This is a genomic window from Xanthomonas sp. NCPPB 901 (assembly GCF_056725085.1).
The window spans coordinates 425174-441488 of the sequence record NZ_CM161511.1 but is presented as its reverse complement, the minus strand read 5'-3'; the positions used below and the strand labels follow the sequence as shown (position 1 = coordinate 441488).

Annotated in this window: 18 protein-coding genes; 9 read left to right on the top strand and 9 right to left on the bottom strand. The window is 70.7% G+C overall.

Annotated features, from left to right (window positions below):
- Window positions 1-61: 61 nt before the first annotated feature.
- Window positions 62-667, bottom strand: coding sequence for a methyltransferase domain-containing protein (locus AC1PME_RS01905; protein ID WP_307547980.1), 606 nt, complete (start codon window positions 665-667; stop codon window positions 62-64).
- 163 nt (window positions 668-830) lie between these two features.
- On the opposite strand from AC1PME_RS01905, the gene AC1PME_RS01900 reads away from it, so the two are divergent.
- The gene (locus AC1PME_RS01900) at window positions 831-1382 is read left to right on the top strand and encodes a gamma carbonic anhydrase family protein (protein ID WP_481097130.1); all 552 of its coding nucleotides are present in this window, start codon (window positions 831-833) and stop codon (window positions 1380-1382) included.
- A gap of 9 nt (window positions 1383-1391) precedes the next feature.
- Here AC1PME_RS01900 and AC1PME_RS01895 read toward each other — a convergent pair whose 3' ends face one another.
- Complete coding sequence (locus AC1PME_RS01895; protein ID WP_254460023.1) at window positions 1392-1865, bottom strand: Lrp/AsnC family transcriptional regulator; 474 nt, start codon at window positions 1863-1865, stop codon at window positions 1392-1394.
- Between the two features lie 125 nt (window positions 1866-1990).
- Here AC1PME_RS01895 and AC1PME_RS01890 point away from each other — a divergent pair, with 125 nt between their 5' ends.
- The 8 genes from AC1PME_RS01890 (at window position 1991) to AC1PME_RS01855 (ending at window position 10830) form a co-directional block, all read left to right on the top strand.
- The gene (locus AC1PME_RS01890) at window positions 1991-2551 is read left to right on the top strand and encodes an RBBP9/YdeN family alpha/beta hydrolase (protein WP_481097129.1); all 561 of its coding nucleotides are present in this window, start codon (window positions 1991-1993) and stop codon (window positions 2549-2551) included.
- Between the two features lie 143 nt (window positions 2552-2694).
- Window positions 2695-3606 carry a DUF2167 domain-containing protein gene (locus AC1PME_RS01885; protein ID WP_429002480.1) on the top strand — a complete coding sequence of 304 codons (912 nt, stop codon included), beginning with the start codon at window positions 2695-2697 and terminating at the stop codon, window positions 3604-3606.
- Between the two features lie 172 nt (window positions 3607-3778).
- On the top strand, window positions 3779-4456 hold the full coding sequence (locus AC1PME_RS01880; RefSeq protein WP_254460020.1) for an RDD family protein: 678 nt from the start codon (window positions 3779-3781) through the stop codon (window positions 4454-4456).
- Window positions 4453-5490: a stage II sporulation protein M gene (locus AC1PME_RS01875; RefSeq protein ID WP_307547975.1), complete on the top strand. Its 1038-nt coding sequence runs from the start codon at window positions 4453-4455 to the stop codon at window positions 5488-5490. The genes AC1PME_RS01880 and AC1PME_RS01875 overlap by 4 nt, the downstream gene beginning before the upstream one ends.
- Window positions 5480-7192, top strand: a complete 1713-nt coding sequence (locus AC1PME_RS01870) for a DUF4129 domain-containing protein (RefSeq protein ID WP_481097128.1) — start codon at window positions 5480-5482, stop codon at window positions 7190-7192. Before AC1PME_RS01875 ends, AC1PME_RS01870 begins: the two co-directional genes overlap by 11 nt.
- Complete coding sequence (locus AC1PME_RS01865) at window positions 7189-8376, top strand: DUF4350 domain-containing protein (RefSeq protein WP_481097127.1); 1188 nt, start codon at window positions 7189-7191, stop codon at window positions 8374-8376. Before AC1PME_RS01870 ends, AC1PME_RS01865 begins: the two co-directional genes overlap by 4 nt.
- Window positions 8373-9365, top strand: a complete 993-nt coding sequence (locus AC1PME_RS01860) for an AAA family ATPase (protein WP_481097126.1) — start codon at window positions 8373-8375, stop codon at window positions 9363-9365. Before AC1PME_RS01865 ends, AC1PME_RS01860 begins: the two co-directional genes overlap by 4 nt.
- 166 nt (window positions 9366-9531) lie before the next feature.
- On the top strand, window positions 9532-10830 hold the full coding sequence (locus tag AC1PME_RS01855) for a DUF58 domain-containing protein (RefSeq protein ID WP_481097125.1): 1299 nt from the start codon (window positions 9532-9534) through the stop codon (window positions 10828-10830).
- Between the two features lie 60 nt (window positions 10831-10890).
- On the opposite strand, the gene AC1PME_RS01850 is transcribed toward AC1PME_RS01855, so the two are convergent.
- From AC1PME_RS01850 to AC1PME_RS01820, 7 genes are all read right to left on the bottom strand, one after another.
- Window positions 10891-11295: a hypothetical protein gene (locus tag AC1PME_RS01850; RefSeq protein WP_481097124.1), complete on the bottom strand. Its 405-nt coding sequence runs from the start codon at window positions 11293-11295 to the stop codon at window positions 10891-10893.
- On the bottom strand, window positions 11228-11854 hold the full coding sequence (locus AC1PME_RS01845; RefSeq protein ID WP_481097123.1) for a hypothetical protein: 627 nt from the start codon (window positions 11852-11854) through the stop codon (window positions 11228-11230). The genes AC1PME_RS01850 and AC1PME_RS01845 overlap by 68 nt, the downstream gene beginning before the upstream one ends.
- A complete protein-coding gene (locus AC1PME_RS01840) occupies window positions 11851-12234 on the bottom strand; it encodes a hypothetical protein (RefSeq protein WP_307547964.1) in 384 nt (127 codons plus the stop codon). Before AC1PME_RS01840 ends, AC1PME_RS01845 begins: the two co-directional genes overlap by 4 nt.
- Before the next feature lie 157 nt (window positions 12235-12391).
- On the bottom strand, window positions 12392-12694 hold the full coding sequence (locus AC1PME_RS01835; RefSeq protein WP_481097122.1) for a hypothetical protein: 303 nt from the start codon (window positions 12692-12694) through the stop codon (window positions 12392-12394).
- A gap of 367 nt (window positions 12695-13061) precedes the next feature.
- The gene (locus AC1PME_RS01830; protein ID WP_481097121.1) at window positions 13062-14243 is read right to left on the bottom strand and encodes a glutathionylspermidine synthase family protein; all 1182 of its coding nucleotides are present in this window, start codon (window positions 14241-14243) and stop codon (window positions 13062-13064) included.
- Window positions 14244-14277: 34 nt separating this feature from the next.
- Entirely contained in the window at window positions 14278-14841 is a 564-nt protein-coding gene (locus AC1PME_RS01825) for a DUF1190 domain-containing protein (protein ID WP_481097120.1), read from the bottom strand.
- Window positions 14842-14941: 100 nt separating this feature from the next.
- On the bottom strand, window positions 14942-16246 hold the full coding sequence (locus AC1PME_RS01820; RefSeq protein WP_481097119.1) for a glycoside hydrolase family 5 protein: 1305 nt from the start codon (window positions 16244-16246) through the stop codon (window positions 14942-14944).
- Between the last annotated feature and the right edge of the window lie 69 nt (window positions 16247-16315).

Below are 16315 nucleotides of genomic sequence, written 5' to 3'. Positions count from 1 at the left end.
CGTCGAACCCCGGCGCTTTGGGAGCGGCGGCGCAACCACGGCACATGCCAGGTGCGTGGCGCTACGCGGCGGCGGCGGCCTTGCGCGCGATCAGCCGATGCACGCGCTTGCCGGAGGAGGCGCTGATGACTTCGTGGTCGTCGAGCACCTGCATGCCGCCGCCCAGCGCCGCACGCATCCGCGCGGCATCCAGCACGGTATACAGGCGGCCGTGCGCATCGCGCGGCGCGTCGTTTCCAGCCACCCGCCAACTCAGGTACAAGGTGCCCTCCGGCATCAGCAGCTCGGCCAGCCGCGCGGCGGCGGCGGCCGCGTCCGCCTGGTCGAGATGCATCACCACCGTTTCGCACAGCACGTTGCGAAACGCGCCGGACGGGACGCCGTCCAGCGCCGGCAACGCGGCCAGCTCGAACCGCGGGCCGCGGTAGCGCCGCCGCGCCTCCTCAAGCAGCCCGGCGCTCGCGTCGTAGCCGCACACCTCGAAACCGCGCGCTGCGAGCCAGGCCGTATCGCGCCCCGCGCCGCAGCCGACGTCGGCGGTCGGCCCCGGCGCGAAATGCCGGCGGAGCAGTGCGTACATGTCCTCGGGCGCGGCCTGGTCGCGCCAGTCCTGCGCATAGCGCGCGGCATCGGCGTCGTAGGCCGCGACGGTCGGGCGATCCACCATGGCGATTGCTCCGCGACGGCGTCGCACGACGCCCGGCGTAGCTTAGCCCTTGTGTGCGACAGGCGTCGGGGGGACGCGCCCGCCGCGGCGGCCGGCCCGAGCGAGCGAGCGCGGTATCATCGGCGCCCGCGTGGCCGCCGGCCGCCCACCGCCGGAGAGCGCCATGTCCCCGATCCGCCCCTACCTCGACACGACCCCGCAGCTGGGCGCGCGCGTCTATGTGGACCCGGCCTGCACCCTCATCGGCGACGTGGAACTGGCGGACGACGTGTCGGTGTGGCCGGGCACGGTGATCCGCGGCGACGTCAACTACGTGCGCATCGGCGCGCGCAGCAACATCCAGGACGGCACCATCATCCACGTCAGCCACCACAGCCCGTTCAACGCCGCCGGCTACCCGACCCTGATCGGCGCGGACGTGACCGTCGGCCACGGCACCATCATCCACGCCTGCACCATCGAGGACCTGTGCCTGATCGGCATGGGCGCGTGCATCCTGGACGGCGCCACGGTGAAGAAGTACGGCTTCGTCGGCGCCGGTGCGGTGGTCGGCCCGGGCAAGACCGTCGGCGAGGGCGAGCTGTGGCTGGGCAATCCCGCGCGCAAGGCGCGCATGCTCAGCGACAAGGAGATCGAGAGCCTGCACTACTCGGCGCAGCACTACGTGCGGCTGAAGGACCGCTATCTGGGCGCGGCCGCGGCGGCGTCGGAGTAGCCGCCACCGCTACTCCGCCGCCAACGCCAGCAACGCGCGGCCGATCGGGCGCGGCGTCTCGCTGCGCAGCACCACGCTGGTGGTCACCGCACCGAAGCGCGCCAGGGCATCGATGACCGGCTCCAGTTGCGCCGGCGCAGGCACCAGCACGCGCAGCACGAAGCAGTCCTCGCCGGTGACCCGGTGCACGTCCAGCACCTGCGGCATCTGCGCGAACAGTTGCAGGCACGCGCCGATCTGCGCATGCGTGGTGCGCAGGCGGACGATCGCCGAGGTCGCCAGGCCCAGCGCGCGCGGATCGACCCGCGCGGTGTAGCCGGTGATCACGCCCTGTTCCTCGAGCCGGCGCACGCGTTCGGACATCGCCGGCTGCGACAGGCCGATGCGCCGCCCCAGCGCCGCCAGGGCAATGCGGCCGTCGCACTGCAGCGCCTCCAGGATCGCGTAATCCAGCGCATCGCCCCGCCAGGTTTTCGCCGCCACTCGCTTCGCCCCCTCGTCATGCACCGTGGATTCATCGGAAAACCGCCGCTTGCGCCGATGCATCACCATGGCGGTGCCAGGCAGGCAGCGCGACACTCACGCTTTCCTCCAACGGAGCGTAGCGCATGCAGGACGTGGTGATCGTGCCGGGCATCGGCGACTCGGGGCCGGAGCACTGGCAAACCCTCTGGCAGCGGCACGACCCGCGCATGCGCCGGCTGCAGCCGGCGTCGTTCGCGCACCCGCAACTGCACGACTGGCTGCGCGCGCTCGACCGCTGCGTGCAGCACTGCGCCACACCGCCGCTGCTGATCGCGCACAGCCTGGGTTGCCTGCTGGTCGCGCATTGGGCCGCGCGCGCCGAACGCCTGCCGCGCGGCGCCTTCCTGGTGGCGGTGCCCGATCCGCACAGCGCCGCGTTCCCGCATGCGCACGCGGCCAGTTTCGTCCCGGTGCCGGTCGCACCGCTGCCGTTTCCCAGCCTGATCGTGGCCAGCAACGACGATCCGTACGCGGCGCCGTCCTACAGCCGCCGCTGCGCAGCCGACTGGGGCAGCGGACTGGTCGAACTCGACCGCCTGGGACACCTCAATGCGGCCAGCGGCCTGAGCGCATGGCCACACGGCGCGCAGTTGCTGGCCGCCTTCGACGCCGGCCTAAGACCTGCGCCGGCGTCGCCCGCCTGAGCGCTGCCGGCGCCGCGCGGGCAGGACGCCGCGCGGCACCGTGGACCGGCACGAGCGCGCGCTGGCGACTGGCGCGCCCCACGCGCTTGCGCGACACTATGCGTCTCTGGCGTGGGGACGCCACCGAACGAATGGAATCGCCGATGATCAAGATCTCGCCGCGCGGCCTGCTGGCTGCTTTTTTCTGTGCGCTGTGCGCTACCGCCCTTCCGGCCCAGGCCCAGGACAGCGGCCCGGACATGACCGCCGAGCAGTTCGTCGGCTCGCTGCATTTCCGCGACGGGCATATCGAACTGCCGCAGGCCAAGGTGCATTTCGACCTCGGCCCGGCATTCCGCTTTCTGGACAAGACCGACGCGCGCAGGGTGCTGGAGAGCTACTGGGGCAACCCGCCCGACGACGACGTGCTGGGCCTGATCGTGCCGCGCCAACCCGCGCTCGACGAAAAAGGCAGCTGGGCGGTGGTGGTCACCTATTCCGACGACGGCTACGTGTCCGACGAGGACGCCAGCAAGATCGACTACCAGGCCATGCTCAAGGACATGCAGCAGGAGACGCGCGAGTCCAACGCGCAGCGCAAGAAGGCCGGCTACGAGCAGGTCGACCTGGTCGGCTGGGCGGTGCCGCCGCGCTACGACACCGGCAGCAAGAAGCTGTACTGGGCGCGCGAGCTGGCGTTCGCGGGCGAGCGCGAGCACACCCTCAACTACGACATCCGCGTGCTCGGACGGAATGGCTACCTGAGCCTCAATGCGGTCTCGGGCATGGGCGAACTGGCGCAGGTGCGCGAAGGCATGCAGCAGTTGCTGCCGATGGCCGAGTTCGACAGCGGCGCCCGCTATGCCGACCACAACCCGTCCACCGACAAGATCGCCAGCTATGGCCTGGCCACCCTGATCGGCGGCGGCCTGGCGGCCAAGGCCGGCCTGTTCGCCAAGCTCGGCCTGCTGCTGGCCAAGGCCTGGAAGCTGGTGCTGGTCGGCCTGATGGCCCTGGTCGCCGGCGTGCGCAAGCTGTTCGCCGGGCGCCAGCGCGACGGCGGCACGGTACGTTGATCGGCACCGCCGGCGCGCTGGGCAATTCCCGCCACGCCGGCTAAAGTGCCGCTTCGGAGCAGGACGCAGTCGAGAGCAGCATGCCGCCACAGGCAGCCGGCCGAACGGAAGGACGGCCTCCCCACATCGCAGGCGCCCGTGTCCGCCGCGCCGCGCGGCGGCGGTGAGCGGCATGCTCGATACCTACCGCGAGGTCATCACCCCCGAAGGCGTGCCGCTGCATCTGCCGGCCGCCGGCGCGGTGCCGCGCGCGCTGGCCTGGCTGATCGACCTGGCGCTGCGTTTCGCCGTGCTGACCGCGATGGGCATGTTCCTCGGCCTGCTCGGCGGACTCGGCCGGGGCCTGTACCTGGTGGTGATGTTCCTGGTGTTCTGGGGGTACCCGATCGTGCTCGAGGGCTGGCGCGGGCAGACCCTGGGCAAGCAAGCGCTGGGTCTGCGCGTGGTGGCGCGCAACGGCGCGCCGGCGGGGTGGATGGCGGCGATCACCCGCAACCTGCTGCGCACCGTGGACATGCTGCCGTTCGGCTATGCCGTCGGCCTGATCGCCTGCCTGTTCGACGCCCATTCGCGGCGCCTGGGCGACCTGGTCGCAGGCACGCTGGTGGTGCACCAGCCGCCGCGCGAGGACGCGGCATTGCCGCCGATCGCCAGCGCGCTCGCCCCGCCGCGGCCACTGCTGCCGGCCGAACAGGCGGCGCTGATCGCCTTCGCCGAGCGCGCGCCCCGGCTCACCCCGGAGCGGCAACTGGAACTGGCCGCGCTGGCGCAGCCGCTGACCGACACGCCGGGCCAGGCCGGGGTGCTGCGCCTGTACGCGATGGCCAACTGGTTGCTGGGGCGCCGATGAAGCAGGAACAGTTCGTCCTTCGCCATCAGCACGAGTGGCAGGCGTTCGAGGCCTGGCTGCAGCACAGCGGGCGCAAGCAGGCCCGCAAGACCGCCGCCGGCGCCACGGACGCGGTCGCGCCGCCGAGCCCGCCGCCGCTGCCGCTCGCCGACGAGGACATGCCGGCGCGCTACCGGCGCCTGTGCCAGCAGCAGGCGCTGGCGAGCAAGCGCGGCTACAGCCCGCAGGTGACCGCGCGCCTGCAGCACCTGATGCAGCAGGGCCACACCGTGCTGTACCGGGCGCCGCGGCCACGCTGGCGGCGCGCGGCGGAGTTCCTGTTCGCCGAGTTCCCGCAGCTGGTGCGCAGCCAGGCCGGCTACATGGCCGCGGCCGCCGCACTGTTCGTGGTGCCGCTGGTGACCATCTTCGTGCTGCTGCAGTTCCGGCCGGAACTGATCCACGGGCTGATGGACCCGATGCAGGTCAGCCAGATCGAACGCATGTACGACCCGGCCGCCAGCGCGCAGAAGCTCGGCCGCGACAGCGGCACCGACTGGCAGATGTTCGGCCACTACATCATGAACAACATCAGCATCGGCCTGCGCACCTTCGCCAGCGGCCTGCTGGCGGGGCTGGGCACGGTGCTGGTGCTGCTGTTCAACGGCATCACCATCGGCGCGGTGGCCGGGCACCTGCACCAGATCGGTTACGGCGTCACCTTCTGGCGCTTCGTCGCCGGGCATGCACCGTTCGAGCTGACCGCGATCGTGATCGCCGGCGGCGCCGGCCTGCAGCTCGGCCTGAAGGTGCTGGCGCCAGGGCGGCGGCGGCGCGTCGATGCGTTGGTGGAAGGCGGCAGGATCGGCGCCCGGCTGTGCCTGGGCGTGGCCGCGATGCTGCTGGTGGCCGCTTTCATCGAGGCGTTCTGGTCGTCCATCGCGACCGTGCCGGCATGGGTCAAGTACAGCGTGTCCGCGGTGCTGTGGACGCTGGTGCTGGTGTGGCTGTGGCGCGGCGGGCGCGGCCGGGCGGAGGCCGTCGATGCGGATTGAGCGCCTGGACGTGGTGCTGCGCGCACGCTCGGCCTGGGAAGCGATGGAACTGGGCAACGCCCTGGTGCGCCGCCACGCCGGGGCGATCTGGAAGCCCTGGCTGCTGATCACCCTGCCGCTGTTCGTCGTGCTCAACCTCGGCGCCTGGGCGATCGACCAGCTGTGGCTGGCGCCGCTGCTGCTGTGGTGGCTGAAGCCGGTGCTGGACCGGATTCCGCTGTTCGTGATCTCGCGTGCGGTATTCGGCGACGTGCCGCGCGTGCGCGACACCGTGCGCGCGCAGGGCGCCTGGGGCTGGCGCATCCTGCTCGGCTACCTGACCTGGCGCCGGCTGAGCCCGGCGCGCAGCGTGTTCATGCCGCTGGAGCTGCTGGAAGGCGCAAGCCCCGACCAGCAGCGCGAGCGCCGCCGCACCCTGGGCGGGGCCATCTACGGCCATGCGCTGTTGATGGCCACCGTGTACTGGCATTTCGAGGCGATGCTGTGCCTGGCCTGCATCGCCACGATCTTCCTGTTCGTGCCCATCGACCTGCTGCCGGAAACCGCGCGCGCGGCCTGGTCGCTGATCGGCCAGCAGACCCCGGTGTGGGCCGACCTCGGCTTCAACGCCATCGGCTGGCTGGCGATGACCCTGATCGAACCGTTCTTCGTCGGCGCCGGCTTCGGCCTGTACCTCAACCGGCGCACCCAGCTCGAAGCCTGGGACGTGGAGATGGCGCTGCGCCGGATGGCCGCGCGCCTGCGCAATGCCGCGCCGCTGGCGCTGCTGTGCGTGGCCCTGCTCGCCGCACCGGCCGCAGCGCTGCGTGCGCAGCCGGTGGCCGACGACACGGCAGTGCAGACTGCGGCAGCGCCGGCCACAGCCGACGACACGCGCGATGCCGATGGCGAGACCGCCACCGACTCGGACTCGGACTCGGACGCAGATGCCGACACCGACACCGATGCCGATGCCGACGGCAAGACGCCTGCCGCACACGCCACCGAGCGCCACCACCATGGGGCGCGCCCGGTCCCGTTGGACGAGGTGTTCGACACCGTGCCCGCCGCCGATGCGCGCTTCGCCCGCGCCGCCGACCACGCCTACGCCGACCCGCTGCTGACCGCCAAGCGCACCATCGGCTACTGGAAGAAGCGCAATCCCGACGAACCGCCGAAGCCGGACGACAGCAAGGAGCGCACCCTCACCCCGTTTGGCGAATGGCTGCAGGCCGCGGGCCAGGCCATCGCCTTCGTCGGCAGATGGGGCATGTGGCTGCTGGCGGGGATCGTGCTGCTGGTGCTGCTGCTGACCGCCAAGCACTGGCTGCCATGGATGCGCGGCGGCGGACGCCGACGCGCGGCGGCGCCGGTGGCGCCGGAGCACGTGCCGGTGCTGGCGCCGCAGCCGCTGCCCGACGACGTGGCGACGGTGGCGCGGCGCGCCTGGCGCGAGGGCCGCCACCGCGACGCATTGGCGCTGCTTTACCGGGCCAGCGTGGCGACGCTGTGCGAGCGCGCCGACCTGGTGCTGCCGCCCAGCGCCACCGAGGCGCAGTGCCTGCGCGCCGCGCAGCGCCTGCCCGATGAGACCGACCGCAGCCTGTTCGCGCGCATGGTGCGGGTCTGGCAGCACGCCGCCTACGCCGGCCGCCTGCCCGAGGACAGCGCCTTCGATGCGCTGGTCGAGGACCTGCAGCGCCAGTTCCGGTGGCAGGCATGAACAGCGGCACGCGCAATGCGCTGATCTTCCTGGTCGGCCTGCTGCTGGCCAGCGTCGCCGCGGCCTGGTTCTTCGGCCGCTACGAACGCGCCGAGCGGGTGATCGTGCTGCCGCCGCGCGGCGAGGCCGCCTACAACCCCCTGTACGCGCTGCGCCAGACCCTGCGCGCCGACGGCGTGCGCGCCGAGTCGCGGCAACGCCTGGACTTGGCGGCGATGCGCCTGCGCCCGCACGACAGCGTGGTGCTGTACGGCGATCCGCGCATGCTCGGCCAGGCCGACAGCGAGGCCTTGCTGGACTGGGTGGAGCACGGCGGCCATCTGGTGCTGCGCACGCCCACCGCCGAGGTCAAGCGCGGCGACGTGCCGATCCTGGAAGCGCTGGACATCACCGTCGAGGCGCGCAGCCCGGACAACTGCCTGGTGCTGGCGGTGCCGGGCGCGGCGCCGCAAAAAGTCTTCTGCGACGGCCGCCGCTTCCATATCGATCCGGACACGCCCAGCAACTGGTGGAGCGGCGAGAACGACGACTTCGTGTTTGCGCGCATTCCCTACGGCGACGGTAGCGTGGACGTGCTGTCGCAGCTGAACTTCCTCGAGAACCAGGACAAGCGGTTCGGCGCGATGCTCAAGGGTTCGTCGGTAGAGACCGACCAGGAGTTGCGCAGCGGCGGGCTGCGCGAGGCGGGCAACCGCCTGCTGGCCCGGCAGGTGCTGGGGCCGAACTACGGCCAGGGCACCATCCACCTGATCTATTCGGCCGAACTGCCGTCGCTGTGGCGCACCCTGTTCACCCGCGGCTGGCCGGCCTGGCTGCCGGCGCTGCTGATCCTGCTGGCCTGGCTGTGGTCGCGCATGCAGCGCTTCGGGCCGCTGCGCGCCGCCCCGGCGGCCGATCGCCGCTCGCTGCTGGAGCACGTGCGCGCCAGCGGCGAACACCTGCTGCGCTACGGCCGCGCCGACCTGCTGTACGCGGCGATGCGCGAGGCGTTCCTGGCGCGGCTGCGCCGGCGCGCGCCGATCGCCGCGGCACTGGAGGGCCCGGCCCAGGCCGCCGCCATCGCCGAACGCCTGCAGCTGCCGGTGGCCCAGGTCGAACAGGCGTTGCAACCGCCGCCGCCCACCCAATCCGCCGCCTTGCGCGAGCGCATCCGCCTCCTCGTCCAGATGAGAAACCAGTTATGACCACCGCCTCCTCCGCCGCCGTCGCGCCGCTCGCCGGCCCTGCCCTGATCGAACGCGCCGAGGCGATCCGCGCCGCGGTCGGCCACGCCTTCATCGGCCAGCCGCAGGTGCTGGAGCAGATCCTGATCGCGCTGCTGGCCGGCGGCCACGTGCTGATCGAGGGCGTGCCCGGCCTCGGCAAGACCCTGCTGGTGCGCGCGTTGGCGCAGGCGCTGGAACTGAACTACGCACGCGTGCAGTTCACCCCGGACCTGATGCCCAGCGACGTCAGCGGCCATGCCGTGTACGACCCCAAGACCGAAAGCTTCAAGATCCGCCGCGGCCCGGTGTTCACCCACCTGCTGCTGGCCGACGAGATCAACCGCGCCCCGGCCAAGACCCAGTCGGCGCTGCTGGAAGTGATGCAGGAAGGCCAGGTCACCATCGAAGGCACGGCCTTCCCGCTGGCGCCGCCGTTCCTGGCCCTGGCCACGCAGAACCCGGTCGAGCAGGAAGGCACCTACCCGTTGCCGGAAGCGCAGCTGGACCGTTTCCTGCTGAAGATCCTGATCGACTACCCGCAGCTGGAGGACGAGGCGCGCATGGTCACCGCGGTCACCAGCGGCCGCAGCGCCGGCGACTTCGACCTGTCGCAGGTGCCGCGCGTGCTCAGCGCCGAGGACGTGGTGGCGATGCAGGCCGGCACCGCCGCCATCGCGGTCGACCCGCAGGTCATCGACTACGCCGTGCGCATCGTCGCCGCCACCCGCCGCTGGCCCGGCATCGCCCTGGGCGCCGGCCCGCGCGGCAGCATCGCCCTGGTCCGCGCGGCGCGCGCGCAGGCGGTGCTGTCCGGCCGCGATTTCGTCATCCCCGACGACATCCGCGACGTGGCCAAGCCGGCCCTGCGCCACCGCATCGCCCTGGCCCCGGAACTGCAGATCGAAGGCCAGAGCGCCGACGACGCCCTGGGTGCGCTGCTGGCCAAGGTGGAGGCGCCGAGGAAATGAGCCGGGAGTCGGGAATGGGGAAGGGGGAATGGAAAACGCCGGGGTTCTCGGCGTTTCCGGCACCCCCCGATTGCGGTGAACCGACGAACGCTGCAGAGCGTCGCGCTGCAGCCCTGCCGCTTTTCCGATTCCCCATTCCCCATTCCCCATTCCCGGCAGCCCAGCAATGAGACCCGCCCCGCCACTGCTAGCCCTGCTCGCACTGTGGGCGCTGTGCGGCCTGGCCGTGGCGCTGGGCTGGCTGCCGTTGTGGAGCTGGCAGGCGCTCGCGGCCGGCATCGCGCTGGTCGCGGCGCTCGATGCCTGGCGGCTGTGGCGGCGGCCGACGCCGCAACTGCGCCGCGACCTGCCCGAAGCGCTGCCGCTGGGCGTGCAGCGCGAGGTGGTGCTGCACCTGGACAGCGCGCAGCGCCAGCGCGTGGACCTGTTCGACCTGGTGCCCAGCGGCTGGGAACTGCAGGGGCTGCCGCAGCGCATGACCCTGCCCGCCGCGCATCGGACCCAGGTGCGTTACCAGTTGCGGCCCACGGCGCGCGGCCGCTTCGTCTTCGACGGCACCCACCTGCGCCTGCATGCGCCCTGGCGCCTGTGGTGGCAGCAACGCCTGGCCGGGCCGGCGCAGACCGTGCGCGTGTACCCGAACTTCGCGCCGCTGACCCGCTTTGCCCTGTTCAGCGCCGAACAGGCCTCGCGCCTGGTCGGCGCGCACCTGAAGCGGCGCCGCGGCGAAGGCACCGACTTCCACCAGATGCGCGAGTACCGCGTCGGCGACAGCCTGCACCAGATCGACTGGAAGGCCACCTCGCGCGCGCGCAAGCTGATCTCGCGCGAGTACCAGGACGAGAAGAACCAGCAGTTGCTGATGCTGATCGACACCGGGCGGCGGATGCTGGCCAGCGAGCGCGGCCTGTCGCATTTCGACCACGTGCTCAACGCCGCGCTGGTGGTGTCGTACCTGGCGCTGCGCCAGGGCGATGCGGTGGGCATGATGGCCAGCGGCGGCGAGGCGCGCTGGGTGGCGCCGCAGCGTGGCATGGGCACGGTCGACGTGTTGCTGCGCGCCAGCTACGACCTGCAGCCGCAGCCGGTGGCCACCGACTACCTGGCCGCGGCCACTGAGCTGTCGTTGCGCCAGCGCCGCCGCGCGCTGGTGATGCTGGTCAGCAACGTGCGCGACGAGGACATCGAGGACCTGCTGGCCGCGGTGCGCCTGCTGCAGCGCCGCCACCTGGTGTGCGTGGCCAGCCTGCGCGAGCGCGAGCTGGACCAGGCGCTGGCCGACGAAGTGCACGACCTGCCGCAGGCCGTGCAGGCCGGCGCCGTGGCGCGCTACCTGCAGCAACGCAGCGCCGCGCACGACGCGCTGCGCAGCCACGGCGTGATGGTGCTCGACGTCACCGGCGAGGAGTTGCCCGGCGCGCTGATCGAGCGCTACCTGGCGGTGAAGCGCGACGGGTTGCTGTAGCGAGCGGCCGAGGCGGCGCCGCAGCGCTCGACCGCGCTTGCCGTCGGCGCAAACACTGCCTTATTGGCAGTGCTGCAACAGCTTCTCCAGTTCCGCCGCAGCCACGGCGGCAGGAACCTTGCTCTTAATCAGGTCATAGCAGGCCATGGTCGATATGCCGCCCGCCAAACGTTGCGCGGCCACGCCGGTCGAGAACATCTTGCCCAGCCCGATCGACGCGGAGCCACTGCCATTCGCCGTGCTCGTGCCATCGAAGCTGCCAAAGACGGAATAGGAGTCGCCCAGATTGCTGCGTGCGATCTTCGCATTGGCCGACTTGAGGATGGCTTCCTGCAACTCTGCGGCTTTCTGCTTGCTCGCGTATTCAGCCGCCACGGCGGCGGCGTTCTGCCGCAGGTCATTCTCGCTCTGAGCGAAACCCGCGAGAATCGCCTGGTCTTCGGCAGTGGGCACGAGCGCGTCCATGGCGCTCTTCGCGGCACTTACGTCCGCCTCGTCGACCGTGCCCGGGCTGCCCGCCGCTGCCTGGAGTGACGCCCATTTCCAGTTTCGCTTGATCGTATGCGCTTTGCCGCTTGGCGGCTGCGCTGTAGCTTTCGCGCAGTTGCTTGAGCTTGCTATCGGCCTCGATCATCGCCTGCTTCGCCAGCGTCTCCTCCGACAGCGCCCTCGCATAGTCTGTCGATGCCTTCTTGGCGACTTCGATCCGCGCGTCTTCGCTGGTCCCGTCCGCGTCCGAGTCGCCCTCTCTGGCGACGCCTGAGATCACCAACAATTCGTACCCTTTCTTGCTGCAGTCGGCACCTGCGACCCCATCGTTGCACTTTCTTGCCACCGCCACCGGCACATAGGCCGCATCCACCTGTTTGTAGCCCAGGTTCATCGAAATGCCTGGGTTCTCGGTGGATGCCGTGGAAACATCGACACCGAATGTCGTCTTCGACGCATACACCAGCGGCGCCTGCTCCAGATGCGCGCAGCCACCCAACAGCAGAAAAGAGCAACAGGCAAGAGACGTTTTCATCGTGACACCTCCTGTGAGTGGACGCAGACCTGCGACAAATCGCCGCCACCGGCCTGCAGGATCGCAAGCAGGCGGCGGACCTCGGCTTCGGTATTGGAAATCAGCACGATGCGGCAGGCGTCCGCACCAAGGGGAGCGTAGATCGCGGTTTCGGCGTGCCAGCCCACCGTCCATGCGCGCGGGGTCTGCGAGATTCCCAGACCTTGCGAGCGGATCGCCACAGGCGCCAAGCCTGCCGTGGCGATGCGTGCGCCGAACAGGCCGCGCACGACCACGTCGTCTTGCGCGGTGGCGACCGTCACCACCGCGCACGCGCTGCAGTTGACGGCGACGCACGCAAGCAGCGCCAGCACTCTGGCGCGAGCACGATATGCAGACATGCTGGCCCCTACAGCACTCCCCGACGTCGATCTTCGTCAGTCAGGCAAGACCAGTAAACCGTGATGCGTATCACAACGTAGACATTTCGCATGCGGCGCGCATGGCGCGACTCCACCGGCCGCTTTCCCGGCGGAGGATGACCCCCTGACGTCGCCGCTACGTTGCCGCCGCAGGCGGCGGCGGCAACTGTGCACTGGCCAGTTGCAGGCGCTGCAGCGCGCGCAGCATCAGCGGCCGGTGCCGCGCCAGCTTCATCCACGCCGGCAGCCGCGCCACCATCGAACGGCCGAACAGGCCGCGGCGTTCGCGCAGCGTCGCCGCCACATAGTCCTGCAATTCCTGCAGATGGCGCGGGTTGTAGGCCCACAGCAGGCCGGCGCGGGTCGGCGCGACCAGCGCCAGCGGCATGCCGAAATGCGGATCGCAGGGCGCTCCGTCGCGCAGGCGTCGCAGTTGCACGGCAACTGCGCTGTCCTTGCGGCAATACGCGCAGCGCGCGGGCAAGGTCTTGGGGGGAGGCACTGAGGTTGTCGATGTCACGCAGACCTGCACCCACTGGTGGCCACAATGACCGCAAGCGCGACGGCCGACCAATTGCACCGCTCCAGCCCAGTCGCCGGCGTCGCTGTCCAGCCCCGCGGCGCACTGCCCGCAACGGAAGCGTGCCTGCCACCGATAAGGCTCCCACTGCGCCAGCACCCAGCCCGGCGCGCCGCAACGATGGCAGCGCACCGCCACCTGGTCCGCATAGGCGGCCAACGGCGTTCCGTCGTTGCGATGCCGGCGCGGCGCGCCAGGCGACGCCGCTTCGGCGCGCGATAGCGACTCAGGCATACAGCACGTCCGGCCGCGCGTCCTCGACGATGGCGTGCGGCAGGAACCGCGCGCTGTCGCGGGTGATCGGGCCGTCGTCCTCGCGGATGCCGATGCCGCAGGCGCGGTCGCCGACGGTCCAGCTGCCGACCATCGGGTAGCGGCCCTCGAAGGCCGGCAACGGATGCGCCTGCTGGCGGACATACGGCCCGGCATACGGGCCATCGCTCTCCAGCACGCGGCCATCGTCCAGATGCAGCACGATATTGGCGCCTTCGCGCGAATGCAGCGGCTTGCGCACCCAGCCCGGCGGCAACGCGCTGCCGTCGTCGAACGCCGCCGGCAGCAGGTTCGGATGGCCACGGTGGCGCTCCCACAGCAACGGCAGGATGCCCTTGTTGCTGAGCAGCGCCTTCCACGGTGGCTCCAACAGGCGCAGGCCCGAGCCCGGCAGCGCCTGGCCGAAGCGTTCGGCGAACATGTCCTCCAGCGGATACAGCTTGAACAGCGCGCCGATCACCGTGTCGTCCAGATCGGTGTAGCGGCCGTCGCTGGACAGGCCGATGTCCTCGATCGCGATCAGCTCGCCGGCGGCGCCGGCCTGCGCGGCGCAGTCGCGCAGGTAGGCGACCGTCCCCTGGTCCTCTTCCGAATCGCGCACCGCGGCGAAGTACAGCGGCGGCGGCAGCCCGCCGGCGAGCGCGGCGAAACGCTCCAGCAAGGCTTCGTGGATGGAATTGAACTGGTCGGCCTCGTCCGGCAGGCGACCCTGCGCGCGCTGGTCCTCCAGCCACTGCCACTGGAAGAACGCCGACTCGAACAGCGAGGTCGGCGTGTCGTAGTTGAGTTCGTAGAGCTTGGCCGGGCCGCGGCCGTCGTAGGCCAGGTCCAGGCGCCCGTACAGATGCGGCTCGCGGCGCCGCCAGCTGTCGGCGATCCAGTCGCGGAACGCCGGCGGAATCGCCAGCCGCTGCATCAACGCCTCGCTGGCGACGATGTCGTCGAGCAGGCCCATCGCCATCGCATGCAGTTCGGCGCTGGGGTCCTCCAGGTCGCGTTCGATCTGGCGCAGGCTGAACGCGTAGTAGGCGCGCTCGTCCCAATAGCGCTGGCCGTCGATGGTGTGGAAGCGGAAACCGTACTCCGCGGCCTGGGCGCGCCAGTCGCCGCGCTCGACGATCGCGATGCGTTTCATGCGAGGTCTCGTGCGATGAGGAGAAAAGCGATGCTCAGCTGCCGAAGCCGCGCCCGCCGGCGGATTCGCCGAAACCGCCGCGGCTGACGGTGACCGCCCGGTTCGGCGTGGCGCCGATATGGGTCATGGTCTGGTTGCCGCGCAGTGTCGTGCCGCTGGCCGCCGCACCGGCACCGCCGGCGCCGCCGGAATAGGACGCCGGCCGCTGCCACTGATCCTGCCGATCCTGGTAGGCGGGCGCAGCATTTAACCCGGCGGCGCGGTTGTTGTTGAGCATCTGCGACAGGAAGAAACCGGTCATCATCGGCCCGATGAAGGAATGGCCGTGGCTGTCGCGCTGCTCCACGCAGCGCTCCGGCGCATAGTCCTGCGCGCACTGTTCGCGGCTGGCGTACTTGGGCCCCTGCTCGGCCGCCTGCTTCTGCGCCTGCGCGAAGGCCTCGCGGCAGGTGGCGATGTCGTGGGTCTGCGCCACGCAGGCATCCACCGAGGTGTACAGGCCTTCCTGGGTCTTGGCTTCCGGCTCGCGCCCGCAGGCGGTGAACAACAGCGGCGCGGCGCTCATCAGCAACAAGGCAGTCGTCTTCGACCTTTTCATGGCAACGTCTTCCTGAGTCCAGCCCCGATGATGCCCGGTTCCGCCGGCCGCGGAAACCCGCGGCCGGCGTTCGGGCGCCACCGTTGCCGGCCGCGACGCGTCAGCTCGCCGGCGGCGGCGGCACGTAGCTGGACAGGCGCGCGTCGAAGTACGGCTGCACCGCGGCGATGTTGGATTTGACCTGGATGTCCATGCCCACGTCGCGGCTCATGCCCAGCACGTCGTTGTCCGGCCAGCCGGGGCCGAAGCACCATTGCGTGCTGAGGATGTTGTTGGCCTGCAGGTGCGCGAGCATGCGCTTGGTCGCCAATTCCGCGCTGGCGTTGCCCGCCGGATAGCCGTGCTCGCCGAGAAAGCCGCGCTTGCCTCTGCGTCCCAGCCAGTCGATGAACGGCGTGACCATCTTGATGCCGGTGTCCGGCGCAACGGATTCATTGGGATTGGTCCAGTTGCCGCCGCCCTGGCCCTCGTTGTCGAGGTAGTTGTGCGCCTCATAGACGATGCGGTCGTACGGGTCGGGGATCGTGTCCAGGTTGTTGGATACCTGGTCCCACAGGCGCGCGCTGGCGTACTGATTGCCGCAGACGAACACGTAATGCGACCGGTCGAAGTCGAAGATGCGCGCCGAAGTGGCGGTGGCGGTGCGCAGCCAGTGATCGGCCATCACCAGCTTGCTGCCGTCGGCGTTGTACTCCGGCCCTTCGTAGGGCTCGTTCATCAGGCCCCAGCCGAAGATCGCCGGATGCGAGCGGAAGCGCTGCACGATGCGGCTCCACAGATCCGGCAGGCCGGCGGCGTTGTACAGCGTGCAGCCGGGCGTGCCGATCACGCGGTACTCGTAGAGCTTGAGCAGGGTGTCGGCCGGGTCGAAGTAGGCCAGGTACAGGAAATTGCCTTTGCGGTAGGTGCCGTTCCACACCGATTGGTCGGCGGGATCGGTGACCGCGCGTCCGTCCGGCCCGATCAACTGCCCGGAACCATCGCGCCGGTAACCGGACTTGCTCGCGACCTTGATCGGCAGGCGCATGTAGTCGTGCAACTCCAGGATCGCCACCTTGCCGCGCAGCGCGAGCCGGTCCAGCACTTTCTCGACCTGGTCGCAGTACGTGGCGTTGAGCGGCATGCCCTGGCCGGTGCTGAAGCGTGCGGCGGTGGTAGGCAGGCGGAACAGCGGACAGGCACCGGCGGCGGCGATGTGCTGGTCGCGGATGTCGCGGTAGTGCCGGTCGATGACCGCGTTGTCCACGAAGTTGTTGGACGCCAGCCCGGACAGGTTGAGGCCGGCGAACGGCAGCGTACCCGCGGCGCGGGCCTGGCCGCCGAGGCCCCACAGCGCGGCGCCGGCAGCGATGCCGACACCGGCACGCAGGACGTTGCGGCGGCCCGGATCGGCCGGGGTGGTCATAAGGGACGGGGCGGGGGAGGAAACAACGGAAGACGACGAACGCACATGCCGGAGCATGGACACCTCCTG